Origin of the sequence: Aeromonas sp. 95A, assembly GCF_051919235.1 — a bacterium.
GTDB lineage: Bacteria > Pseudomonadota > Gammaproteobacteria > Enterobacterales > Aeromonadaceae > Aeromonas > Aeromonas veronii.
In genome coordinates this window covers 3,392,174-3,415,000 of sequence record NZ_JBQBFC010000001.1, presented here as the reverse complement: position 1 = coordinate 3,415,000, position 22,827 = coordinate 3,392,174, and the positions used below count along the sequence as shown (strand labels likewise).

The 22,827-nt window shown below is 57.3% G+C and carries 20 protein-coding genes and 1 pseudogene (1 of these 21 running past the window's edge); 6 read left to right on the top strand and 15 right to left on the bottom strand.

Annotated features, from left to right (window positions below):
• Positions 1–1,174, top strand: the 3' portion of a protein-coding gene (locus ACTG2U_RS15555) for an NnrS family protein (RefSeq protein WP_439974716.1). It extends 23 nt beyond the left edge of the window; only the last 1,174 of its 1,197 coding nucleotides appear in the window; its start codon lies beyond the left edge, outside the window; its stop codon occupies positions 1,172–1,174.
• A 16-nt stretch (positions 1,175–1,190) separates the two neighbouring features.
• On the opposite strand, the gene ACTG2U_RS15550 is transcribed toward ACTG2U_RS15555, so the two are convergent.
• On the bottom strand, positions 1,191–1,760 hold the full coding sequence (locus tag ACTG2U_RS15550; protein ID WP_120416016.1) for a helix-turn-helix domain-containing protein: 570 nt from the start codon (positions 1,758–1,760) through the stop codon (positions 1,191–1,193).
• Positions 1,761–1,879: 119 nt separating this feature from the next.
• On the opposite strand from ACTG2U_RS15550, the gene ACTG2U_RS15545 reads away from it, so the two are divergent.
• Both ACTG2U_RS15545 and ACTG2U_RS15540 read left to right on the top strand, forming a co-directional pair.
• Positions 1,880–3,055: a benzoate/H(+) symporter BenE family transporter gene (locus ACTG2U_RS15545; protein ID WP_160882373.1), complete on the top strand. Its 1,176-nt coding sequence runs from the start codon at positions 1,880–1,882 to the stop codon at positions 3,053–3,055.
• A 122-nt stretch (positions 3,056–3,177) separates the two neighbouring features.
• Positions 3,178–4,242, top strand: coding sequence for a DUF3103 family protein (locus ACTG2U_RS15540; RefSeq protein WP_042080935.1), 1,065 nt, complete (start codon positions 3,178–3,180; stop codon positions 4,240–4,242).
• A 69-nt stretch (positions 4,243–4,311) separates the two neighbouring features.
• On the opposite strand, the gene metF is transcribed toward ACTG2U_RS15540, so the two are convergent.
• Positions 4,312–5,202, bottom strand: a complete 891-nt coding sequence (gene metF / locus ACTG2U_RS15535) for a methylenetetrahydrofolate reductase (RefSeq protein WP_005340191.1) — start codon at positions 5,200–5,202, stop codon at positions 4,312–4,314.
• A 329-nt stretch (positions 5,203–5,531) separates the two neighbouring features.
• On the opposite strand from metF, the gene ACTG2U_RS15530 reads away from it, so the two are divergent.
• Positions 5,532–6,332 (top strand): GNAT family N-acetyltransferase, encoded by an 801-nt coding sequence (locus ACTG2U_RS15530; RefSeq protein WP_227095344.1) that lies wholly within the window; start codon positions 5,532–5,534, stop codon positions 6,330–6,332.
• 73 nt (positions 6,333–6,405) lie between these two features.
• Here the strand turns inward: ACTG2U_RS15530 and ACTG2U_RS15525 are convergent, their stop codons facing one another.
• The 12 genes and pseudogenes from ACTG2U_RS15525 to ACTG2U_RS15470 form a co-directional block, all read right to left on the bottom strand.
• A complete protein-coding gene (locus tag ACTG2U_RS15525; protein ID WP_439974715.1) occupies positions 6,406–7,887 on the bottom strand; it encodes an extracellular solute-binding protein in 1,482 nt (493 codons plus the stop codon).
• Between the two features lie 8 nt (positions 7,888–7,895).
• Positions 7,896–9,874, bottom strand: a pseudogene (locus tag ACTG2U_RS15520) (HAMP domain-containing methyl-accepting chemotaxis protein).
• A 219-nt stretch (positions 9,875–10,093) separates the two neighbouring features.
• A complete protein-coding gene (gene ompW / locus ACTG2U_RS15515) occupies positions 10,094–10,729 on the bottom strand; it encodes an outer membrane protein OmpW (protein ID WP_439975127.1) in 636 nt (211 codons plus the stop codon).
• A gap of 458 nt (positions 10,730–11,187) precedes the next feature.
• Positions 11,188–12,861, bottom strand: a complete 1,674-nt coding sequence (locus ACTG2U_RS15510; protein ID WP_439974714.1) for a sensor domain-containing diguanylate cyclase — start codon at positions 12,859–12,861, stop codon at positions 11,188–11,190.
• Between the two features lie 124 nt (positions 12,862–12,985).
• Positions 12,986–15,814, bottom strand: coding sequence for an excinuclease ABC subunit UvrA (gene uvrA, locus ACTG2U_RS15505; RefSeq protein WP_439974713.1), 2,829 nt, complete (start codon positions 15,812–15,814; stop codon positions 12,986–12,988).
• A gap of 89 nt (positions 15,815–15,903) precedes the next feature.
• Positions 15,904–16,206 carry a curli-like amyloid fiber formation chaperone CsgH gene (csgH, locus tag ACTG2U_RS15500; protein WP_162504353.1) on the bottom strand — a complete coding sequence of 101 codons (303 nt, stop codon included), beginning with the start codon at positions 16,204–16,206 and terminating at the stop codon, positions 15,904–15,906.
• Between the two features lie 98 nt (positions 16,207–16,304).
• Positions 16,305–17,582, bottom strand: coding sequence for a curlin (locus ACTG2U_RS15495; protein ID WP_439974712.1), 1,278 nt, complete (start codon positions 17,580–17,582; stop codon positions 16,305–16,307).
• 34 nt (positions 17,583–17,616) lie between these two features.
• On the bottom strand, positions 17,617–18,138 hold the full coding sequence (locus tag ACTG2U_RS15490) for a curlin (protein WP_058054134.1): 522 nt from the start codon (positions 18,136–18,138) through the stop codon (positions 17,617–17,619).
• Between the two features lie 186 nt (positions 18,139–18,324).
• Entirely contained in the window at positions 18,325–19,164 is an 840-nt protein-coding gene (locus tag ACTG2U_RS15485) for a CsgG/HfaB family protein (protein ID WP_362811815.1), read from the bottom strand.
• A gap of 7 nt (positions 19,165–19,171) precedes the next feature.
• Complete coding sequence (locus tag ACTG2U_RS15480; RefSeq protein ID WP_042063493.1) at positions 19,172–19,573, bottom strand: curli assembly protein CsgF; 402 nt, start codon at positions 19,571–19,573, stop codon at positions 19,172–19,174.
• Positions 19,574–19,584: 11 nt separating this feature from the next.
• On the bottom strand, positions 19,585–20,028 hold the full coding sequence (locus ACTG2U_RS15475) for a curli production assembly/transport protein CsgE (RefSeq protein WP_182933399.1): 444 nt from the start codon (positions 20,026–20,028) through the stop codon (positions 19,585–19,587).
• Positions 20,028–20,675, bottom strand: coding sequence for a LuxR C-terminal-related transcriptional regulator (locus tag ACTG2U_RS15470; protein WP_439974711.1), 648 nt, complete (start codon positions 20,673–20,675; stop codon positions 20,028–20,030). Before ACTG2U_RS15470 ends, ACTG2U_RS15475 begins: the two co-directional genes overlap by 1 nt.
• Before the next feature lie 426 nt (positions 20,676–21,101).
• On the opposite strand from ACTG2U_RS15470, the gene ACTG2U_RS15465 reads away from it, so the two are divergent.
• Positions 21,102–21,689, top strand: coding sequence for a single-stranded DNA-binding protein (locus ACTG2U_RS15465; RefSeq protein ID WP_047440186.1), 588 nt, complete (start codon positions 21,102–21,104; stop codon positions 21,687–21,689).
• Between the two features lie 149 nt (positions 21,690–21,838).
• Positions 21,839–22,582 (top strand): substrate-binding periplasmic protein, encoded by a 744-nt coding sequence (locus tag ACTG2U_RS15460; RefSeq protein WP_439975126.1) that lies wholly within the window; start codon positions 21,839–21,841, stop codon positions 22,580–22,582.
• A gap of 72 nt (positions 22,583–22,654) precedes the next feature.
• Here the strand turns inward: ACTG2U_RS15460 and ACTG2U_RS15455 are convergent, their stop codons facing one another.
• On the bottom strand, positions 22,655–22,780 hold the full coding sequence (locus ACTG2U_RS15455; protein ID WP_019445191.1) for a hypothetical protein: 126 nt from the start codon (positions 22,778–22,780) through the stop codon (positions 22,655–22,657).
• Between the last annotated feature and the right edge of the window lie 47 nt (positions 22,781–22,827).

Genomic DNA, 22,827 nt, shown 5'->3' with positions numbered 1-22,827 from the left:
TAAGGAAGAGCAAATCATCCCGCTGTTCCGCCTGGGGTTCCGACCCTTCTTCTTATTCGGGGCTCTGTTTGCTGCCATCGCTATGTTGCTCTGGCTGGGGCAGCTCAACGGTTGGCTAACCTTGCCAGGGATTGCCAACCCGATCTGGTGGCATGGTCATGAGATGCTGTTTGGTTTCGGGGCTGCCATCGTTGCGGGTTTTCTGCTCACCGCGGTGCAGAACTGGACGGCCCATCCCGGTGTTCGGAGCTGGCCATTGGCAATGGTGGTGGGGTTGTGGATGTTGCCAAGGACCTTGTTACCCTGGCTGGGTGAGGAGAATACGCTCCTGATGGTGGCAGACCTGCTCTGGTTGCCGCTTTGCGCCTGGTTCCTTGCCAAGCCGATCTTGATAACCCGGCAATGGCGCAACCTCTTCTTCGTGCCCCTGTTGCTGATACTGACCCTGCTCAATGGCGCCAGCTGGTTATGGCATAAAGAGTGGACCACCGTTGAGCATCTGCTGATCACGACTGTGCTGTTGTTTACCACCCTGATCGCCGTGATGGGTGGAAGGGTGATTCCGTTCTTCACCGCCCGGGCAACCGATCAGGAGAAAGCTGCACCTCAGCTCTGGCTGGAACGGGCGGCGCTCGCGGCACTGTGGCTTATATTGCTCTGCAGGTTGCTACTCCCCACTCAATGGGTCACCAGCATATATATAGTGCCTCTCTATATAGTGGCGGCGAGTTTGCATCTGTGGCGGCAACTGCGTTGGCATCTGCCATCGACCCTTGCGCATCCCCTGCTGTGGTCACTCCATCTCGCCTATCTGTTTATCCCTCTTGGCCTGCTCGCCCTTGCGGCACATAGCGCGGGTCTGCCCATCACGTTGTCGATGGCCAGTCACCTGCTCAGCGCAGGCTGTATGGGCACCATGATCCTGGGCATGATTGCGCGAGTCTCCCTCGGCCATAGCGGTCGGGCCTTGCAGGTAGGACGCAGGATCACTGGCGCATTCGCCCTGGTTATCGCTGCCGCCACAATGCGGGTGGCGATTCCGCTGTTCTGGCCTGCTTATACCCTGCATGGCTGGAACCTCAGCGCGCTTGCCTGGATCGCTGCCTATGGTCTGTTTGTCTGGGTCTATACCCCGATACTGATCCGCCCCAGAGCAGATGGTCGACCGTGTTGATGACTGCGGAACATGTTCAGGGTGTTGCCACCGGATAGTGGATGAGGTTGTGGAAAATCGCCGGGGCTATGCCCAGATTGCGATAACCGTGGGGACGGTCGGCAGCAAAACGCACTGCCTCCCCTTGCACCAATGAACGCCACTCCCCTTCCACCAGCACCTCCATCATGCCGCTGATGACGATGACATGCTCGGTCACTCCCGGCTCATGGGGCTCGGATTCACGCTGGTAACCCGGCAACAGGGTCAGCTCAAGCAACTCGAAACCAAACCGGTTTTCATAAGGGAAGAGGGGGGCCACTTGCATGCCCTCTCCCGCTGGCTGCTGGCGAATGGCATCGGCGGTGCGATAGAGCACCTCCTCCTGCACGGCTGGTGTGGGCTCAATGAAACTGGAAAATGAGACTCGAAAACCGGTGGCTATCTTCCACAGCGTCGCCACCGTTGGGCTGGACTCTCCCCGCTCAATCTGCCCCAGCATCGCCTTGCTGACACCCGTTTCGCGTGCGGCGGCATCCAGGCTCCAGCCGCGCTCGCTGCGCAGCCCCTTCAGTCGAGCAGCCAGATGCTGACTCATCTCTTGCATAACTGCCTCTTTATTACTCTTGCACGATGCGCCTTGTGCGCTATAGCGCACAGCGATATAGTCAAAGCTGTATTGTACGTAATAACGCACAGCGCGTCACAACGCCAAGAGGAAGAGTCATGCCTTTCGCCATCCCCCATCTGGTCGCAGGCTTAATCGCCGTAATGGTCGGCTACACCAGCTCCGTCATCCTGATCATCCAGGCCGCCACGGCAGCGGGTGCTGATACTGCTCAAGTCGCCTCCTGGCTCTGGACGCTGGGGATCGGCATGGGGGTGAGCTGCATAGCCCTCTCTCTCTATTACCGCATACCCATACTAACCGCCTGGTCCACCCCGGGCGCGGCACTGCTGATCACCACACTGGGCAACTTCACTCTGGCGGAAGCCATCGGCGCCTTTGTGATCTCGTCCCTGCTGATCACTCTGTGTGGCATCAGCGGCTGGTTCGACCGTTTGATGAAACATATCCCGGCTCCACTGGCCGCCGCCATGCTGGCTGGCGTGCTGCTCAAATTCGGGCTGGATCTGTTCAAGGTCGCCCCGCAAGACCCCTTGTTGCTTGGCCCCCTGCTGCTGGCCTTCCTGCTGGGTCGTCATCTCTGGCCCCGCTATACCATGGTGCTGGTACTGGGAGTGGGGATGCTGATCTGCAGCGTGCGGGGGGATTTGCAAATGGGCACCCTTCACTGGCAACTCGCCAGCCCGGTCTGGACATGGCCAGCCTTCTCCCTTGATGCTCTGTTTGGTATCGCGCTGCCGCTGTTCATTGTCACCATGACATCGCAAAACATGCCGGGAATTGCCATCTTGCGGGCCCATGGCTATCAGCCTTCCACCTCCTCGCTGATCAGCTGGACTGGCCTGACTGGCCTGCTGCTCGCCCCTTTTGGCGGCTATGCCTTCAATCTGGCCGCCATCACTGCCGCCATCTGCATGGGCAAAGAGGTCGACTCGGATACCAAGCGCCGCTGGCCAGCTGCGGTATGGGCGGGTTGCTTTTATCTCCTGACCGGCTGCTTCGGCGCAACCGTCGCGGCCCTGTTTAGCGCCTTTCCAGCAGCCCTTGTCACCTGCGTCGCTGGTTTGGCCCTGTTAGGCACCATCGGCAGCAGCCTGCACTCGGCCTTGCAAGAGGATGAAGCGCGAGAAGCTGCGCTGCTCACCTTTATTATTACCGCGTCCGGGATCAGCCTGCTCGGCATCGCGGCAGCCTGCTGGGGTCTGCTGATTGGTCTGGCTATCTATCAGTTCCAATTATATCGACAAAGGAATCAATTGAACCTCAAACCGTAAACCTCTGCACACTATCCACATAAAATGATTCACAAGTGAAACTAATTTCCTTCTAGTGGCGTCAGGGCACCAATCTTCCCGGACATGGTGCCCTGTCAGGTTCCATTCAACGGAGTATAAAAATGAAAAATCAGGCTGTCTTGTTACTACTGGCCATACTGGGTGCTACGAGCGTCCAGGCTGCCGATACAGATCGAGAGCTGGCTCGCCAGCTCGCACTTCAGCAGAAAAACCTGCTGCCCCTGCTGAGCAATCAGCAATACCAGAGCCCGCTTCCCAACCTGCTGCAGAAGGCCAGCCCACGGCTTAAACGGCAGGCGAGCGATGCCAACCAGGCGGCCATCAGCCGGCAAGGACTGGATGGCGAGGTCAAGCAACTGATGCAGTTGCGACTGGCCAACACCGATCAGGCCGCCGCACTGCAACAGGGTGTCGAACCGCTGGTCGCCTATGTTCCAAGTGGAGATGAGAGGAGCTGGAGCGCCATTGAAGCGTTCGACAGCGCTGGCAATCCCGTCTATCTGGATGTGGACAAGGCACCGGCCCGGCCGGTTCTGGTAGTCGAAGCCGATCCCGTCAAAGCCAAGAACGCAGGCTTGAAGGTGATGCGCAAGGCGCTGGCCAATGCGGATCTGCAAAGCGCTCCGCGAGTGGCGGCCAGCACGGCGCCGCTCAAGACCAGTATCCTGAAAAAGATCAGACTGAAGGATGATCAGGAGCCCTGGCTGCTCGGCGCAGCCGAAGTGTATGCAGTGGTCGCAGGGGTCAATCCCAGCCGGGATGAACCAGTGGTCGATATTGTCGACATGCCCTACCTCGACTATGACAACACAGACTACACCCCCAACCAGATCCTGGTTTACTGGGATCGCTATCGCTGGGGTGCCGTCGATGTGGTGATGATGGAGCAGGATGACAACGTCAACTACAAGGAGCTGAGCGCCCTGCTGATTGAAGCTCTCAAACTCGGCTTTACTGCGGGTGGCGTGCCGGAAGCCCTGCCCTTCCTCGATCTCGGCGGTCGCATCGTCAAGGCACTGCCCGACTCCTGGATGACCAATAACGACGACTATCTGGATACCTTCTACACACTGGAGCAGGATCAGGTCTATCGCCAGTATCCGGGGGCTGCCGGTAATGCAGTTATCGATCTTGAGCCAAAAGAGATCGCCCCGACCAGACCTTGATAATCAGCCATAACGAAAAAGCCAATGAGCAACTCATTGGCTTTTTGCTTTTATCGCGGTGACCACCGGTCAACCCTTGGGACGAACCCCCAGAGTATGGCAGATGGCATAAGTCAGCTCCGAGCGGTTCAGGGTATAGAAGTGGAAATCCTTCACCCCTTCCTGACTCAGCACGCGCACCTGATCAATGGCGATACTCGCCCCCACCAGATTACGGGTCATCTGATCGTTATCCAGTCCCTCGAAACGCTGATGCATCCAGCGCGGGATCTTCACGTTGGTAAAACCGGCAAACTTGGCCAGGGTCTGGTAGTTGGAGACCGGCAGGATCCCCGGCACGATTTCAGCATCAATACCGATGGCGGCGCAGCGATCCCGAAAGCGCAAATACGTTTCCACATCGAAGAAGAACTGGGTGATAGCACGGTTGGCGCCGGCATCGATCTTGCGCTTGAGGTTGAGCAGGTCGGATTGCGCACTCTTGGCCTCCGGGTGCCCTTCCGGATAGGCGGCAACCGAGATATCGAAGTCCGCCTCTGACTTGAGCAGGGCAACCAGATCGGTGGCATACATATCCGGCTTCTCCAACCCCTGCGGCAAATCACCGCGCAGAGCCACGATATGACGAATACCGCTGTTCCAGTAGTCGCGGGCGATGGTGCGCAGCTCATCGCGACTGGCATCGATACAGGTCAGGTGCGGCGCCGCAATCAGGCCTGTCCGTTCCTTGATGTCCTTGATCACCTTGTGGGTGCGATCACGGGTGCCGGAGTTGGCGCCATAGGTGACGGAGACGAACTTGGGTTCCAGCACTTTCAGCCGTTCGATGGACTGCCAGAGGGTATTCTCCATCCCTTCACTGTTGGGCGGAAAAAACTCGAAACTGACCGATATATCGCCATTCAAATCTGCCAAGCTCTGGTTGAGCGCCTCAACCTGACGTGCACTGTGAAATCCCATATGCTCTTCTCCCTGTCCTGCAATCCATCTGCCTACGTCAAAACGGATGTTTGGACGTCTAAACGTCTTTATATTTATGGGCAAAACGACACAAAGTCAACAGGGATTTACCTCACATCCGATCTGACGAACTTCATATTTACAAAATTAACGGTACGTAACCGAAAAGTGCCCATCCCAAAATTGCCCCAGTCGAGTTATGATGGGGGCAGATCGTCCTGGACGTTCTGAATCTGCGTGTGATTGTTTGGCCGGAGGTTTCTCCGGCCCCTTTTCATCTATTTCCCACTCCTGCCGATAATAGAATGAGTCTTTGCAGGAGCACCATCATGGATACCCACCCCGGCTTTGCCACCGACTTGCTGTTCGATCGCTATCAGGGCGAGGTTGTTCAGCACGATCAGTTCTGGGCGGTTCGCACGCCGGATGCTCCCGATTACTACTTCGGCAACTACCTGCTACTCCCCAACCCACCCAGCGACCGTGACAAAGGCTGGCTGGAAGCCACATTTGATCAGCTGATCGGCCAGGATCCTCGAGTGCGCCACCGCACCTTCCAATGGCCACTGGCGGCCGGACAAAACAGCCGGATCGCCGGTTTTGTCGCAACGGGATACCAATATATGGAGTGCGTGGTGCTGGCGCTGGATGAACAGAGTTGCCCACCCCCGCACGGCGACATGAACAAGGTTGAGGCACGTACCTTCACCACTGCTGATTGGCCTGAGTGGCTCGACTTCGAACTCCATGAACGGGATGAGGGACACTCGGAACAGAGCTATCTTCCCTATCTGCGATCCCGCCAGGCGCTCTATCAGGCCATGATTGCCGATGGTCTCGGGGACTGGTGGGGGATCTGGCAAGAGGGGCAGCTGGTCGCCAGCTGCGGCCTCTTCTTTTGCGGCACACTTGGGCGCTTCCAGTTGGTACGCACGCACCATGTGTGGCGCAACCAGGGGTTATGCCGCCAGCTGCTGAGTCAAGTGGCTCGCGCAGGATTGTCCCGTGCCAAACAGCTGATCATAGTGGCCGACGAGCACTACCATGCCCAGCGCATTTACCGCTCTCTGGGGTTTGCCCCGGTAGCCCGGATCGGCAGCCTCTGCCGCTGGCCCCACGAAGCACAATAAAGCGATACATGCTGGCCGCGAGCCATAAAAAAACGGGAGGCTGATGCCTCCCGCTCTTATTGATGCCGATGACCTATTGCTGTGGCTGCTGTGGCGCTTCCAACTCGTTGGAGAGCGCCTGCTCTACCTCATCCGATTGCGCCGGTAATGGGGCCGCAACCGCTGATGCGGGTTCTGCGGAAGTCACAGCTGGTGCCACCACGGCCGATGTTTCACTGGTCGCGGGGGCTGCGGACACCTCAGTCGCTGGCGCTGAAGCCGAAGCAGGAGCAGGAGCAGGGGCAACAGCATCACACTGACAATCCGCGCTCTTGGCCTTGTTGCCCTGATGAGGGGCATACCAGCCCTTCAAGCCACTTTCCAGTCGATCAGCGGCAGCTTTGGGCTCCATCTTGCCAAGCAGCACAGCCTGACTCACCTCTGCCAGTTCATCCCCCAACTTGGGCGTACCACGGGAGAGGATCTGTGTCGCCACCCGAATGGTCGAGTCACACTGATCGCGCCACTCCATCATCTCTTTGGCCGCCGGATTGGTGACATCGAAGAAGTGGTTGGAGAGGGAGAAGAATCCCGGCAGCGAGTTGGTATAGAGCTCGGCAAATTGCGGCGTCGTCAGCCACTGCAGAAAAGCCATTGCCCCCTCTTTATTCTTGCTGGCCGGGTTCATCCCCATACCGATATCGGTGTGATCGGTAAAGAAACAGCCATCATCCTGTTTGGCCACCGGCGGGCGCATGACGCCAAAATCGACCTTGCCGGTGAAGGGAGCAATCTCCCAGGAGCCCGCCACGTAGAAGGCGGCCTTGCCCGAAGTGAACAGCTCGTTGCTGGTCGCATAATCACGGCTCTCGCCACCCTCACCGAGGTAGGAACGCCAGCGGGCCAGCTCGTCGAACACCTTCACATATTGGGGGTTGTCCAACCGCTCCTGCCCGCCAATCAACGCCAGACGACCATCTTCCCCTTTCCAGTAATTGGGACCAATATTCTGGAACCCCAGTTCGGAGGCAACCCAGCTCTCGGAACCGCTCATGGCCAGCGGCACATAGCGCCCGTCGGCCTTGATCTTGTCCAGCACGGCAAAGAACTGATCGCGGGTTTGCGGCAAGGTGAGCCCCAACTCACTGAAGATCTTCTTGTTATAGAAGAAGCCATGGATCACCGAGGCCATCGGCACGCAGAAAGTCTGGGCACCGGAATCGGTCTGCCAGGGTGACTGGGCAAAACTCGGAAAGTTCTCCATCCCTGCCATTTCGGTCAGCTCGGCCAGATGGCCCGCCTTGAACAGGGCGAGCGAGTCATCAAACGGACGACAGGTAATGAGATCCCCCGCCTTACCGCCTTTCAGGCTCTCCCACAGAGTGGGCATGTAGTTGACGTTCTGCACCGGATGAAAACTCACCTTGATGCCGGGATGCGCCGCTTCAAACGCCGGGATAATCTTCTGCTCCCACAACGCCTTGTCATCGGTTCGCCAGCTTTCAATCACCAGCTCGCTGGCCATCAGCTGGCCACACAACAGGAGACTCAGGGCTCCAATCCACTTTTTAGACATAAGCCCTCCTAGACCTTGAAATGTGCGATCAATTGCTGCTGTTTGGCGACCAGGTCGGCCAGCACTTCGCTGCTGCTGGCGGATTCGCGCGCCTCGCGCTCCGTCTCGTAGCCACATCGGCAATACCGGCGATATGACGAGCGACCCCCTGACTGACGGAGATCTGCTCCTGAGCGGCATGGGCCACCTGATCAGCCATCGATTTGATGGCCCCCATCCGATCGGCAATGGATTGCAGCGCCACATCCATCTCGCGAGTCTGCTCGACACAGCTCTGGGTCTGCTCCTGGCTACGCCCCATCACTTCAACCACATGCTTGCTGGAGCTCTGCAGGTTCTCAATCATCCCCTGGATCTCTTCGGTCGAAGTCTGGGTGCGATTGGCCAGCGCCCGCACCTCATCGGCCACCACCGCGAAACCGCGGCCAGCATCGCCAGCACGGGCCGCTTCGATGGCGGCGTTCAAGGCCAGCAGGTTGGTCTGCTCGGCGATGCTGCGGATCACATCGAGAATGCTGCCGATGTTGTTGCTGAATTCGCCCAGCTTGTAGGTGATGCCAACGGCCTCCTCCATGGCACCGGCCAGTTGCTCGGTAATTCGGCGGGTAGTAGCCACTTTCTGGCGGCCACTGCGGGCCTCTTCATCCGCCAGATCCACCTCGCGCTTTGTCCCATCGGTGGAGCGCGCAACCTCGGTCGCACTCACTTCAAGTTCGGTGATGGCAGCAGCGACCTGATCGGTCTGGCTCTTCTGCTCTTGCACCCGGGACATGGCCCGTTCGCTGATCTCGGCGGCGCGGCTCGCCTCATCCACCAGATGGCGGGAGCCTGCATTGATTTGAGAGAGCAGCTCACCGGTCTTGCCCGCCAGCGTATCGATAGAGCGGGAAAGGCTGCCAAATTCGCAACTGCTGCGGTAGTTGATGCGGCGGGTCATATCACCGGCCGCCATGTAATCGAGCTCCTTGTTGATCATCTGCAACGGGCGCTGAATGCTGCGCGCCGTGGTATAGCCGATCACCAGCGCCGCAGCGGCCGACATCGCGGCAACCACCAGGATCCAGAAGCTGGCACTGCTGACCGCCGCATCGGCGTTGATTCGGCTATCGCTGGCGATGGCTCCGGCAGACTTGCCCATCTCATCGAGCAAATTGAGGCTGTTGACCAGACTGGCATCCAAATGCTGATTTTGCGTGGCCAGCGACAGCGCCAGTTGCTGAGCCTGACGCATGGTCGCCAACAAGCCCTGAGCGCCAAGCGCCAGCTCCTGCATCCGATCCAGATTGGAGACAAAGCGCGCTTTCACATCATCAGGCACCAGCACCCGCTCCAGACGCTTGCGTGCCATCTCTATATCCTTGCTGAGTACCTTTTCCAGCTCGTTCAGGTCGGTTTTGGCATCGGCACGGCGAATATTCTTCAGATCGCGAGCGATACCCGAGGTAATAAGCTCCGCCTTGTTGCGCATGGAGCGTTTGCTGGCGGTCTGTTGCAGCAGCAGATCTGCCGCCCACTGGTAGGTATCCTCAAGGCGGATAAATTCCATCTCCAGCTTGTGGCGCTGCTCCAGCGCGCTGACCCACTGCCGATGCTGGGCCAACACCTGATCCGCCAAGCCATAAAATTGGGTGGTAGCACTCTCGACCTGCTGGAAGCGGGCACGAGCATCCGCTACATCGGTAAATTTACCCATCTCCTGACTCAGCTGGGCGAAGCGGTTCTGCTGCTCCTTGAACTGATTGGCCAGCTGCGGCAACTGGGCGGCATCTTCACTGGTGCGGTAGACCAGCACCCAGCGGTTGCTATCCTGCAGTGCCCCCTTGAGACCTGCGACAGCCACCACCAGCGGGGTTGCCCGGTCAGATACGGCAGAGAGGCCGTCATTTATACCCTTGATTTTAAAGGTACTGATCACACCAAGCAGGATCAGCAACAGCAGCATCAACACGAATCCGGCGATGATCCGCTGCACGATAGATAAACCCATGGAGACATCCTCACTCATTGGGGGAAGGTAAAGTGAACATAGTCATTATCGGCAGGGGTCGCTAATTACTGAAACCAGGCTTGGGTATTTAATTGTTTTGTATCGGGCTGGATCACAATCAGCGACAATCGCGGAGACAAAAAAGCCCGACACAAGCCGGGCTGAAAGAGACGCACTTTGCTATCTTCCGCGGTCCGTTCAGAACCGCAGTCAGAATCATTAGAAGCGGTAGCCAACACCCACCATAAAGGCCATCGGGTCGATGTTAGTCTTAATGGTTGCAGCACGGCTGCCATTAACATCGACATTCACATCTGTATCGATATCCATGATCCAGGCCGAGCCATTCACAAACCAGCGGTCAGTGATCGCCATATCGATACCAACCTGCCCAGCCAGACCCCATGAATCATCCAGGCTCACATTGACATCACCCAGCTGTGCCAATGCTCCGACCGCTTTTTCATCAAAGAAAGTGGTGTAGTTCACGCCCACACCAATATACGGGCGAACCTTGCTCTTGGTATCGCCAAAATAGTACTGGGCCATCAATGTGGGTGGCAGATGCTTAACCTTGGCAATTTTCCCCAATCCAGCAGTGCTCACACGATGGGAGAACGGGGTTGCAGCCAGCAACTCAACACCCCAGTTGTCGGTAATCATATACCCGAGGGTCAAGCCAAGCTGTTGATTGCTATCAATCTGAAACTCACCAGTGTTAAGCACATCATCACTGCTCTCCTGAGGAGAAACGATAGCCAAACCACCACGAACCAGAATATCACCAGCCTGATGGGCCATGGCGAAAGGAGAGGTCACTGCAGCGGCAATCATCAGAGGAAGTAATTTTTTCATCACGTAATCCCTTTTTTTGTTTTCATTTGATGCTGTAAGCCCGCTGACTATATGCCCTTGTAAATGCAAGGTTATTGACTTGAAGCAAAGGTTGCGTGGAAATAAATTGATTGGTGTGGCATCTTTGCGCGCCATCCCAATATCCTTGAGTCCCCAGACAACAAGCCGGAATGCCTGTTTCGACAGGTTGTGACCAACCGCTTTTAGCGCCAAAACAAGCAAGCAAACCACACCTTATCGCTCGGCAGAGTGGCTATTAATTGTTGTTAATATGGGCAAATCAGCGTATTTTTTGCGCCATGCAAGTTACTGGGAAGTAATGGTTTATTTATGAAAAATGAGTCGAAATGGCAAAAGGTGGGGGCTTTTCTCGCGGCCGTTTGGGGGATCGGATCCTTTCTCTTTATCCTGCTCGGTTTTATTGTCGCCCTGGCCTATCTGGTATTGGTACGGCAGGGTTAATCCGGATTGACAGAGTGCAGCAGGGTGATATGCCCCCCTTCGGCAAGCTGTTCCGGAGTCTGGCCAATTCCCTCCGCAGAGAGGCTACCAGCGTAGCCACACCACCGATTTCGCCCGCCGACTTTGGCCTGATACAGCGCCATGTCCGCCAGTTTGAAGCTGTGACTCCAGAATGAATCCGGGCACTCCGGGTGCAACGGATAGCGGCAGAATCCCAGCGATACCGTCAACCAGAGTGGTGCATCCTCTTTGCCAAAGCGGTGTTGAGCCACCCGCTGTCGCAGATATTCGACCCGCAGCGCCAACTCTTGCTCATCATCCACTTGTAGCAGCAACAAGAACTCCTCCCCGCCCAACCGGATGATCGGCTCGCGCTCCCCTGCTACCACCTTGCGTAACAAATCAGCCAACTGTTTCAACACCAGATCCCCGATGTCATGGCCCAAGCGATCATTGATCCGTTTGAAATGATCCAGATCCAGCAGCAACAGCAGACAAGACTTGGCTCCGTTAGCCTGCAACCAGCCATCGAGATAGCGACGATTGAAGCAACGGGTCAAGGGGTCGGTGAATGCAGCCATCTCCATCTGGCTGGATTTTTCCAACAAATCATCGTGTTGCTGACTGACCTTGCTGGCCATCTCCTTGAACTTGCCGCTCAGGGTCGCCATTTCGGCACTGCTGTCGATAAACGGGATCAAATTGGCATCTGGCCGATCGCCAAAGCGTTGCAGCGCCGACACCAGCTGCTGCAACGGGGTAAGCACAATGCTATTGAGCCGATACATGGCGATCATGACGCAGATAAAACTGATAAACAGCATGCCGATAAAGGTCCAGAGCGCCCCCTCCATGACGCCACTCAAGATCTTTCTCTCCTCCTCAATCACCAGAGTCAGCACCGGCTGGTTATCGCTGTTGAGCAATCGCACCTCCCCCCTGAGCCGGGTGAGCCCAAGGTCAATCAGGCGATAGGTTATTTGCGGTTTCAGCGGTTTGAAGGTAGCGGTGACATCCAGATTGGCGTGGGAAATCGCCAGAGGCAGCTCGGTTCGCTCCGATACCTGCTCGAGATAAGCGGTGTCGAGCCAACGCATCACCAGCAAAAAACCGTTGAACGGCGCAGAGCCGTCACTGTTTCTGATCGGCTGCCAGGAGTACATCAATGGCCCCCACTGGGAGGCTCGGATGCCATGCAGGTTGGCCCCACCCTGCGCCATAGACTGCTCTTTGAGCTGTTTTTTCAGCTCGTCGAGGAAATAGGGAAACTGATCAGGATTGATCCCGGGCGCATCGGGCAGCAGGGTACGGGTCCAGATCTCGTGCCCCCCGAGATCCATAAAGCTCATCAGGTTGAGGCTGAAATCCCGCATTGGCATGTCGTTGAACAGATTGGATTCGATGTACATCCTGTTCCTGTTGCCTATAAAGCGGTGGCTATCATCCCAGATGCCCCAATCCCGACTGAATGCATCCAGAGCTGCGACATCGGACTGCACCACCCGGCTCACGCGCAGCAGGTGATCCTTCATGCGCTGCTCTTCAATCCGGGTGGCCGCCGGGATCTGGGCCCATGCCAGCAGGAACAATAGCAGCAGGATAGCCCCCAGCCAGATGGGGAACATGGAGTAAGCCAACTGATGATCAATCGTGCGCGGAGCCTGAGCCATAACCTGATATATCCATTACCATGATGTCGTGATACCCAGCCAACCCACCTCACACGAGCTGCCCCTTCATATGTCCGATATTCATAGTAAAAAAGGGGCCAAAGGCCCCTTCGATTATAACGACTTATCGCGTCAATAGCGGGCGCAAAAAACGAGCTGTATGAGACTCTTTATTGGTGCAAATCTCTTCCGGCGTCCCCGTCACCAGAATACGGCCACCACCGGCGCCTCCCTCTGGCCCCAGATCGACGATCCAGTCGGCAGTTTTAACCACATCCAGATTGTGCTCGATGATGACGATGGTATTGCCGCGATCCCGCAACTGGTGCAGCACCTTGAGCAATTGCTGGATGTCGTGGAAGTGCAGCCCGGTGGTCGGCTCATCCAGTATGTAGAGGGTCTGACCGGTATCCCGCTTGGAGAGCTCGCGCGCCAGCTTGACCCGCTGCGCCTCGCCGCCCGAGAGGGTAGTGGCCGACTGGCCAAGCCGGATATAGGAGAGGCCCACATCCATCAGAGTTTGCAGCTTGCGCGCCACCGCCGGCACCGGATCGAAGAACTCGCGGGCGTCCTCCACCGTCATCTCGAGGATCTCGTGGATGTTCTTGCCCTTGTATTTCACCTCCAGGGTCTCGCGGTTGTAGCGCTTGCCCTTGCAGACGTCACACGGCACGTAGACATCCGGCAGGAAGTGCATCTCCACCTTGATGACCCCATCCCCCTGGCACGCCTCGCAGCGCCCTCCCTTCACGTTGAAGGAGAAGCGGCCCGGCTGGTAGCCGCGCGAACGCGCCTCCTGGGTGCCGGAGAGCAACTCGCGGATCGGAGTGAACAAACCGGTATAGGTGGCCGGGTTGGAGCGCGGGGTACGACCGATGGGACTCTGGTCGATATCCACCACCTTGTCCAGATGCTCCAGCCCCTCGACGCTGCGATAGGGTGCCGGGGTGGACTCGGTGGCCTTGTTGAGCTCGCGATGAGCGATGCGGAACAGGGTGTCGTTGATCAGGGTCGACTTGCCGGAGCCAGAGACGCCAGTGACGCAGGTCATCACCCCGATCGGCAGATCAAGATTGACGTTGCGCAAGTTGTTGCCGCTTGCCCCCTTGAGTTTCAACCACTTGCCGGTGAGCGGCGTGCGCTCGGCCGGAATGGCAATCTGCTTGCGACCGGAGAGGTAGTCACCGGTCAGCGATTCCGGATTGTCGATAATCTGCTGGGGGGTGCCCTGCGCAACAATCTCGCCACCGTGTACACCCGCCCCCGGGCCGATATCCAGCACATGGTCGGCGAGGCGAATGGCATCCTCGTCGTGCTCCACCACGATCACCGTGTTGCCGAGATCGCGCAGATGGGTGAGGGTCTTGAGCAACCGCTCGTTGTCGCGCTGATGCAGACCGATGGAGGGCTCGTCCAGTACGTACATGACGCCCACCAGCCCGGCCCCGATCTGGCTGGCCAGTCGGATGCGCTGCGCTTCGCCGCCTGAGAGGGTCTCGGCACTGCGGGACAGGCTCAGATAGTTGAGACCGACGTTCACCAGGAAGCCGAGCCGCTCGACGATCTCTTTCAATATCTTCTCGGCAATCTGGGCGCGCTGGCCAGTGAGGTTAAGCCCCTCGAAGAAGGCGAGCGCATCGCCGATGGACTGCTCGGCAATGGCCGGCAGGTTGCGGTTGTCGACGAAGACGTGACGCGCCTCTTCCCGCAGTCGGCTGCCACCGCAGCTGGTACAGGATTTGTTGGCGATGTATTTGGAGAGCTCTTCACGCACCGAGTTGGACTCGGTTTCTCGGTAGCGCCGCTCCATGTTGTGCAGGATCCCCTCGAACGGGTGCTTGCGCACCACCACGTCGCCGCGGTCGTTCATGTAGCGGAACTCGATCTCGGTACGACCGGAACCGCGCAGGATCACCTCCTGAGTCTTGACCGGCAGATCCTCCCACGGCGTCTCCAGATCGAACTTGTAGTGCTCGGAGAGGGATTTCAGCATCTGGAAGTAGTAGAAGCTGCGTTTGTCCCAGCCGCGAATCGCGCCGTTGGCCAGACTGATGGCCGGATCGCCGATCACCTTGGCCGGATCGAAATATTGCTGCACCCCGAGGCCATCGCAGGTCGGGCAGGCTCCGGCCGGGTTGTTGAAGGAGAAGATGCGCGGCTCCAGCTCCGACATGGAGTAGCCGCACTCCGGGCAGGCGAAGTTGGCGGAGAAGGTCATGGGGGCAACCCCCTCTTCACCGTCCATCGGTACCACCAGTACGATGCCGCCAGAGAGGGTCAGCGCCGTCTCGAACGACTCGGCCAAACGCAGCGCCAGATCCTCGCGCACCTTGAAGCGATCCACCACCACCTCGATGGTGTGCTTCTTGTGCAGCTCCAGAGTCGGAGGATCTGAGAGATCGCACACCTCGCCGTCGATACGGGCACGGATGTAGCCCTGGGCCGCCAGATTCTCCAGCAGCTTGGTGTGCTCCCCCTTGCGATCGCGCACCACCGGGGCCAGCAGCATCAGCTTGCTCCCCTCCGGTTGAGCCAGCACCTGATCCACCATCTGGCTGATGGTCTGGGCGGCGAGCGGAATGGCGTGGGTCGGGCAGCGCGGCTCACCGACCCGGGCGAACAGCAGACGCAGGTAGTCGTAGATTTCGGTAATGGTGCCGACGGTCGAGCGCGGGTTGTGGGAAGTGGACTTCTGCTCGATGGAAATGGCGGGCGAGAGCCCCTCGATATGGTCGACGTCCGGCTTCTCCATCAGGGAGAGAAACTGGCGGGCATAGGCGGAGAGGGACTCCACATAGCGGCGCTGCCCCTCGGCATAGAGGGTATCGAACGCCAGAGAGGATTTGCCCGAACCTGAGAGACCGGTGACCACGATCAGCTTGTCGCGGGGCAGGGTCAGATTGATGTTCTTGAGGTTGTGGGTGCGAGCACCCCGGACCACGATCTTTTCCATCTTGTTGCACGCTCGATACAGAAACCTGAGCGAGTCAGTATGGCATAGAGACTACTGGATGAATAGACAGCTTTTAAGCGAACACACAATCACACAGGGCACGTCAGCGACTCGCTTTTTTGCAACAACCGTTGCCCGTTTTGCCAAACCTCAGCCGTTATCTCGACCTGATAGGGGCAACGCAACGACAAGGTGGCATTGCCGGCATCGCGCATTTGCCCGGCTGCCAGTGACAGGGTTCGACGTTGGCTCTGGGTGCTGCTGCCCCCCGCCCCCTTGCTGCGCACCAGCAACCTGAAGCTCACCGTCACATCGTGATCGCTGAGCAGCGTCGGAGCCAGTGAGACCCCCTGAGCGTGTTGAGTCACATTGAGGTTAAGGGCCATGTCCATTTGATGATCCTCGCAAACGGCATCTGAAGCTCCACACATCAGCCCAGCGACCCACAATAATAAAAAAAGGGCCCGCAGGCCCTTGGTTAACATCATGGTTACTGACCCTGAGTGACCAGGATCTGGTTACCTGTTCCGCTCGAGTTGGCAAACGCGTAGTTACCGCTGTCGCTCTGGGTCACAGTGACAGTGTTATTGGTGCCACCGCCAGATGCATACGCTGCATTGTCGAGCCCGGTTTGGGTCACGGTCACCTTGTTACCTTGACCATAAGCGACCGCATACCCAATGTGGCCATCGCCGGTCTGGCTGACCGTGGCGATGTTATCGTCTCCACCAGAGGTAACGCCGACTGCATAGTTGCCATCGCCCTCCTGGGTCAGGGTCACCAGGGAGTTGCTACCATACTGACCAGCATCGGCAACGTTATCATCGCCGGTCTGGGCCACCTCGGTGGTGTTGCCGTTCCCGACTTGATAAGTGTTTGCGTCGTTGCTGTTACCGGTTTGGGCCACCGTTGCTGTCTCGCTGGTTCCTGCCTGATAACCAACAGCCCGGTTACCCTGATTATCGGCCGAGCCTCGCTGGGTCAGGGTATACTGTCCGCGCTCAGCCACCTGCGTGACCTGCGCTACGTTATTTTGGTCGAACTGACCGACTAAAGCCGTATTGAGCTCGCCGCGCTGCACTACGCTGGCGCTGGTGCCCTCGGCGGCGAGATTACCATAGTTTTCGGTATTCTGATAAACGGTGGCGGTTTGACCTGCCCCCTCCTGAGTTACCTCGACATTGGCACCATCCGAAGCGCTTTGGAAGACTGTGGCGGTATGCCCACCATCCCCCTGCTGGGTAACGGTTGCCTCGGCAAAGTCTGACCAATAGTTGTCAATGGTGGCCGTGTTACCATTTGAAAGCTGGTTAATCACCGAGCTGGCTTGATCGGCATCGTTCTGTCCGATAGTGGCACTGTTGTCGTTGGCATCGCTGCCGGCAGCCCCTTGGTTAATTGTGGCGGTAGCGCTGCCATTGTCGATCTGCTGGGTAACACTTGCCCTGTTCCGGCTTCCGTTGGTGTCAATGGTTGCGGTGGAGAGATTGGTATTTCCCGATTGCAGCACTACGCCGCTATTGCTAGTGCCGACCTGGCTGGTATTGGCTACCGAGCTACCGGTATTTTCCTGGGTGGTCAACGCTTCGTTGTTTTCACCTTCTTGATAGATATCAGCCCGGTTATCCACACTAGACACCACTTGGTTAACGGTTGCCTTGTTGGTATCGCCAAACTGCGTGACATAAGCGTCGTTGCCAGTAGATGCCGCCCAAGCGGTGCTGGTCGCCAGAAGAACTGCCGAGGCAATAATGGTACGTTTAAACATGATTTCCCTCTCGTGCTAATGGTTGAGCCTAGGCTCAGTTGGTTTGAACGACATTCACTTGCTGATTGGCACCCGTCTGAATAACGGTTGCCGCCAATCCATACCCGTTTTGCTCGATGCTGGCCTGATTACCATCACCCAGCTGGATCGCCCGGGCCTGATTGTCTGCCCCTTGCTGACTGATCCAGGCTTCATTGCCGCTGCCTTGTTGCAGCAGCCAAATCCGGTTATTGATGCCCGCCTGATAGAGCTCGGCGCTATTGCCCTCACCCAGTTGCGCGCCATTGACCCAGTTCTCATCTCCCACCTGGGAGAGTGCCAACTCATTGGCCCAACCCTGTTGCAGCAGGCGCGCCTGATTCAGATCCCCTTGCTGGGTGAGGTGCAGCTGCTGCTCACTACCGAGTTGCCACAACTGCGCCTGATTCCCATCGTTCTGCAGACCGGAATCCAGCTCGCTTGCCATCGCCAACTCATCGAAGACGGCAGGCTCTGCGGCGAGTTGCGGGGCGCCCGACATCAGCAGAAAAAAGAGAGCACTCAACAGGTGTTTCATCGCGCCATCGCCTTGTTGGAAAACGCCCACAGTATCTCTGCCAGACAAGAGGCGGCCTATCAGGCACTCCGCTGATTCGAGGATGAAAAGCGCCGCCCGGGGGCTGAGCAGAAAGTCTTAAGCCGTACTCGATGGAAACCAAAAAAATGCCCTCCACCAGGGAGGGCATTGCGAGAGCAGGAAAACTCAAAGCAGCGGGGCGTTGTCTTGCAGGTACTCCTGCAGGATCGGATTGTCGATATCCCGCTGATCGGCCAGTTGCCACAGATTGTCCCGTACGCCATTGGCAATCAGCCGGATCACCCCGGACTCGATAGCCGACATAACACACATCTGTACCGGTTCATTGGTGCTGAAACCGGCCTCGGCCTCCAACAAGCGCTTGTACTCGACGAAGCGGAATACCCCGGCCTGCACCTGTTGCGACAGTACGGTCTTGGAGGTAGTGACACTATTAAGGATCCGACCGGAACGGATATCGACGGCACGCAGATTGACCGTCACCTGATCGACCCGATACTCCCCGCTGGCGCCGATGCCGAAATACTTGGCCCCCGCCCCGCCGGTTCGCACATTGCTGTCATAAGCGACGATGCCCCCCTCGATCAGGATGTTGGCGGCAACCAGCGAGGGCAGTTGATTGGCGTTGTTGCCGGGAACATTGGGTTTATTCTGGGCCGCCCGCACAATCTTGCGCTCGGTCAGCAGGTTCTGCAGCCCCTCACGCTCCAGCGGTACAAACCATTGGGAATCCCACAAGGCCGTGCTCAGCATGGCCACCCCGCCCTGGGTGACCGCCGTGGAAAAATTGGACGCCGGTGCAGGCAGGTACTGACCGGTCTGATCGCGAAAATCATAGACGGCTGCAACAATTTTCCCTTTTGGCTTGGGCAGGCTGATCAGCTCCTTGTAGGAGATGGAGCGTGGCATCAGGGTCGCCTTCTCATCGGCAACGGGGGAACCGATATGGGTCGCACAGCCAGCCAGCGCAAGCAGGGGCACTATCAATAACAGTTGTCGTTTCATCGCGCCCTCAGTCGGCAATCAGGCCATTCACTTCGATCATGGTGGTCTGGTTGGTCACCCGGTCGGTGATCGAGACCACCAGGGTGCCATCTTCATCCACCACATTGATGGCAAAATCATCGGTCACCAGACTGCCGCTCTGGCTGCCATCCTTGCCGATATCGGCCAGCAACTGGCTGATCAAGCGGGATTGCAGGTTGGAGGTCAGGCGATCCAGCGCCGAGGTGCCGCTGCTACCGCTGCCACTGGCGGGATCCTTGTAGTCATTCTGCGCATTGGCGGTGCCAAGCAGATGACTGCTGTTGAGAGGGTTACCCCCAAAGCTGGGGTTGACGGGGCGATAGACAAGTTCCGACGCATGGAGCGCTGGTGCTATCAGGGCTGCAACTAGCCATAATCGGGCACGCATGAGAAATATCCTTATAGTTCATCATGTTCCAAATCGAAGGTATCCATGAACAGGGTCGCTATCTTCTGCTGTTCGAGGGTCTGCCTGACCTGTGACCAAGCCAGTTTGGCACTCTGCTCCTGCTGATTGCGGCCGGGAGAGAGTGCGGTTTTAAAAATCACCTTGCGGTTATGGGTGATCCAGATCAGGCTGCCCCACCGGGCCGTCGGGCGCTCATGAATCGTCAGATTTTCTCTGGCATCCGGGTCTTCATCACTGCGCAACCGGGTAAATTCGTTATAAAAGCCCTGACCAAAGCGGGTAAAGGTGCGATCCAGTACCAGACCATCCACATCCAGCCGATCACTCTCCTGCTCCGGCTGCACCGACTCCAGCGGTGCATCGGCCTCGGCCGCCACAGCAGTCGTGCAGCCCCAGACCAGCGCGAGGCAGCACACCAGAGAGAGCGCTTTCATCAGTGGGAATCCGATACATCGAGATACTCTTTGGCCCAGCTCACCGCCTGGATCCGGTTCTTCACATTCAGCTTTTTAAAGACGTTATAGAGGTGGGATTTGACGGTATGCTCGCTGACAAACAGGCTGTCAGCGATCTCGACATTGGAAGCGCCCGTCATCAGATAGCGGATGATCTCCTGCTCTCTGGCAGTCAGCAGGGTGTCGTTACGCAGCAGGTAGCTATTGCCCTGGCGATAGTATTCGACCAGCTCGCACAACAGGTGGCGCGGCATCCAGTACTCGCCCAGCAGAATTTTCTGCAATCCGGCAACCAGCCGGTCGAGCGGATCCTGACGGAAAAAAAGACCGCAGATCTGCGGCCACATCAGCAACAGGTCGCGATCCGTCGCAGTGGGAGCATTGAGCAGCACGGTCGTCGCCATGCCAAAACGCTCGGAGATCACCCGGTTCCAGCCCAGCGACTGGCCGGAGCGGATATAGTCGAGATCGATGAGAAACAGCGTGCCGTCACACTGGTTATCTAGCTGATTAATCTCGTGGATGAGCTGGACGGGACGGCTCAAATGAGAGATGAGGTATGCAGCAAATGTGCTGGCCTGCACATTATTTTCAGTGACCAGTGCGATCGGGCATGCGGCTTTCATTGTGTGCTCTTCCTTGAACCTGTAAACCACCTAATCTGGCCGACTGAGTCTACCAAGGAGGTATGGGAGCACAATATTAAAAAAGTATGAGAATGGATCTCATAAATATCGTAACCATATGTTTTTAGTCGATTTAAAAACCGATTACAATTCGCCAATCAGCCAGCATAACAGGAATATATGGCAGAAATGTGATGCCGGACGCGCCGGAAACAGCTGCAACCCGACCATCACTACAGCAGGATCCAACAGTTACCTTTGGCGCATCAAGCCGGTTAAGGATGCTGCCAATCCGCTTCGCAACTGTTACTATGACCGTCACATGCGTCTGCGGGACATTGCGCCCCGCACACAGCAACTAATCAGGTATCTAGTCGTGTAGGACCAGGTTTCGACCTGGCCGGTAAATAAGGTGGAAGAGAGATTATGGCCAGTCGAGGCATCAATAAAGTCATTCTGATCGGTAACCTCGGGCAAGACCCGGAAGTACGCTACATGCCGAGTGGCGGTGCTGTGACCAACATTACTCTGGCTACCTCTGAAACCTGGCGCGACAAGCAGACCGGTGAGCAGAAAGAGCGTACCGAATGGCATCGCGTCGTCTTCATGGGCAAGCTGGCCGAAGTGGCTGGCGAGTACCTGAAGAAGGGCTCCCAGGTCTATGTGGAAGGCAAACTGCAGACCCGCAAATGGCAGGATCAGAGCGGCCAGGAGCGCTACACCACTGAAGTGCTGGTCGACAGCTTCACTGGCGTGATGCAGATGCTGGGTGGTCGTCCGCAAGGCGGCCAGGGTATGGGCCAGAACATGGGTGGCCAATCCCAGGGTAACTGGGGTCAGCCGCAGCAGAGCATGCCTGCCCAGCAGCCGATGAATCAGCAGCGCTCGGCACCGGCTCCGCAGCAGAACATGCAGCCGCAAGGCGGTTATGGCCGTCCTGCCCAGCAGCCGCAATCTGCGCCGCCGGTATATAACGAGCCGCCGATGGATTTCGACGACGATATCCCGTTCTAAGAACAGAATATTGAAAAGGCCCTGATAACTCAGGGTCTTTTTTTATGCACTCAGGCTGAACCTCTCAGCCCGAAAGGGATATAACGCTTTATGGTTGCCTCCCCTACAGTGATGGATATCCTCCACAGGAGCGCTTTGTGAAAAGTGCAATGAAACTGCTCACCCCTTTATTGCTAATGCTGACCAGCATGCTCTCCGGCCAGTTGCTGGCAACGCCACTCAAGGTCGGGGTCAGCTTTGCCATCCCCCCTTATGTCATCGAAGGCGAGAATCGCGGCATTGAGCTGGATCTGCTGAAAGAGGCGTTCGCTGGCAGCGACTATGAGCCCAGCTTTGAATTTCTGCCACTGGAGCGCACCTTCCGCCTGTTCGAGTCAGGAAAGCTGGATGCCATCATCAACGTCAGACCCGGTATGGTTGATCCTCACGTTCTGACCCAGCCCGTTATCACCTTCCATAACCGGATCTTCACCCTGCGCAGCACCCACATCAGTACTCTGGACGACCTGCATTCAAAACGGGTCACCGCCTTTCAACGGGCAAGGATCATTCTGGGGGGCGCGTTCGCCACCATGGCCAACCAGAATCCCCACTATGAGGAGGTAGCCAAGCAGCAGGTGCAGGTACATCAGCTGATGCGCGGCAGGGTGGATGCAGTCGTACTGGAGGAGCGGGTGTTCTACCACTACCTCGACCAGCTGATCGCCACCGCCCAGCCAGGCGAGCACTACGAGCGCAATCAGGTCAGGCAAGCAGACCTCTTCCCGCCCACCGTCTATCACTTTGCCTTCCGAACGGCCGATGCCCGAAATCTGTTTGATAAGCGCCTTGAGGCGATGCGTCAGGATGGTCGTTATCACCAGATTTTCGCGGCTTACGGCGCCACACCGTGAGCCACAAACATAAAAGCCAGCCGGTAAAGGCTGGCTTTGTACTGGCTCCGAAGGAACAACAGTCAGGGAGCGTTACTTCATTGCGCTGCCGTTTTTCAGTTCTGCTTTCTGACGTTTGGCTTCGCGTTTCTCTTTCAGTGACATCTGCGGTTTTTTCTTGGCATCTTTGCCGTTGTGATGTTCTTTGTTACTCATCATCAAACTCCAAAAATGTTACCCAGACAGTTGGTTCCCAGAGGGAGCCA

Bases quoted from the DNA above. Each gene is read 5' to 3' on its own strand.
- ACTG2U_RS15545 (WP_160882373.1), top strand. From the start codon at position 1,880: ATGCCTTTCGCCATCCCCCATCTGGTCGCAGGCTTAATCGCCGTAATG.
- ompW (WP_439975127.1), bottom strand. From the start codon at position 10,729: ATGAAAAAATTACTTCCTCTGATGATTGCCGCTGCAGTGACCTCTCCT.
- ACTG2U_RS15495 (WP_439974712.1), bottom strand. From the start codon at position 17,582: ATGTTTAAACGTACCATTATTGCCTCGGCAGTTCTTCTGGCGACCAGC.
- ACTG2U_RS15550 (WP_120416016.1), bottom strand. From the start codon at position 1,760: ATGCAAGAGATGAGTCAGCATCTGGCTGCTCGACTGAAGGGGCTGCGC.
- ACTG2U_RS15485 (WP_362811815.1), bottom strand. From the start codon at position 19,164: ATGAAACGACAACTGTTATTGATAGTGCCCCTGCTTGCGCTGGCTGGC.
- ACTG2U_RS15465 (WP_047440186.1), top strand. From the start codon at position 21,102: ATGGCCAGTCGAGGCATCAATAAAGTCATTCTGATCGGTAACCTCGGG.
- ACTG2U_RS15460 (WP_439975126.1), top strand. From the start codon at position 21,839: ATGAAACTGCTCACCCCTTTATTGCTAATGCTGACCAGCATGCTCTCC.
- metF (WP_005340191.1), bottom strand. From the start codon at position 5,202: ATGGGATTTCACAGTGCACGTCAGGTTGAGGCGCTCAACCAGAGCTTG.
- ACTG2U_RS15480 (WP_042063493.1), bottom strand. From the start codon at position 19,573: ATGCGTGCCCGATTATGGCTAGTTGCAGCCCTGATAGCACCAGCGCTC.
- csgH (WP_162504353.1), bottom strand. From the start codon at position 16,206: ATGGACATGGCCCTTAACCTCAATGTGACTCAACACGCTCAGGGGGTC.
- ACTG2U_RS15490 (WP_058054134.1), bottom strand. From the start codon at position 18,138: ATGAAACACCTGTTGAGTGCTCTCTTTTTTCTGCTGATGTCGGGCGCC.
- uvrA (WP_439974713.1), bottom strand. From the start codon at position 15,814: ATGGAAAAGATCGTGGTCCGGGGTGCTCGCACCCACAACCTCAAGAAC.
- ACTG2U_RS15540 (WP_042080935.1), top strand. From the start codon at position 3,178: ATGAAAAATCAGGCTGTCTTGTTACTACTGGCCATACTGGGTGCTACG.
- ACTG2U_RS15525 (WP_439974715.1), bottom strand. From the start codon at position 7,887: ATGTCTAAAAAGTGGATTGGAGCCCTGAGTCTCCTGTTGTGTGGCCAG.
- ACTG2U_RS15510 (WP_439974714.1), bottom strand. From the start codon at position 12,861: ATGGCTCAGGCTCCGCGCACGATTGATCATCAGTTGGCTTACTCCATG.
- ACTG2U_RS15470 (WP_439974711.1), bottom strand. From the start codon at position 20,675: ATGAAAGCCGCATGCCCGATCGCACTGGTCACTGAAAATAATGTGCAG.
- ACTG2U_RS15475 (WP_182933399.1), bottom strand. From the start codon at position 20,028: ATGAAAGCGCTCTCTCTGGTGTGCTGCCTCGCGCTGGTCTGGGGCTGC.
- ACTG2U_RS15530 (WP_227095344.1), top strand. From the start codon at position 5,532: ATGGATACCCACCCCGGCTTTGCCACCGACTTGCTGTTCGATCGCTAT.
- ACTG2U_RS15455 (WP_019445191.1), bottom strand. From the start codon at position 22,780: ATGATGAGTAACAAAGAACATCACAACGGCAAAGATGCCAAGAAAAAA.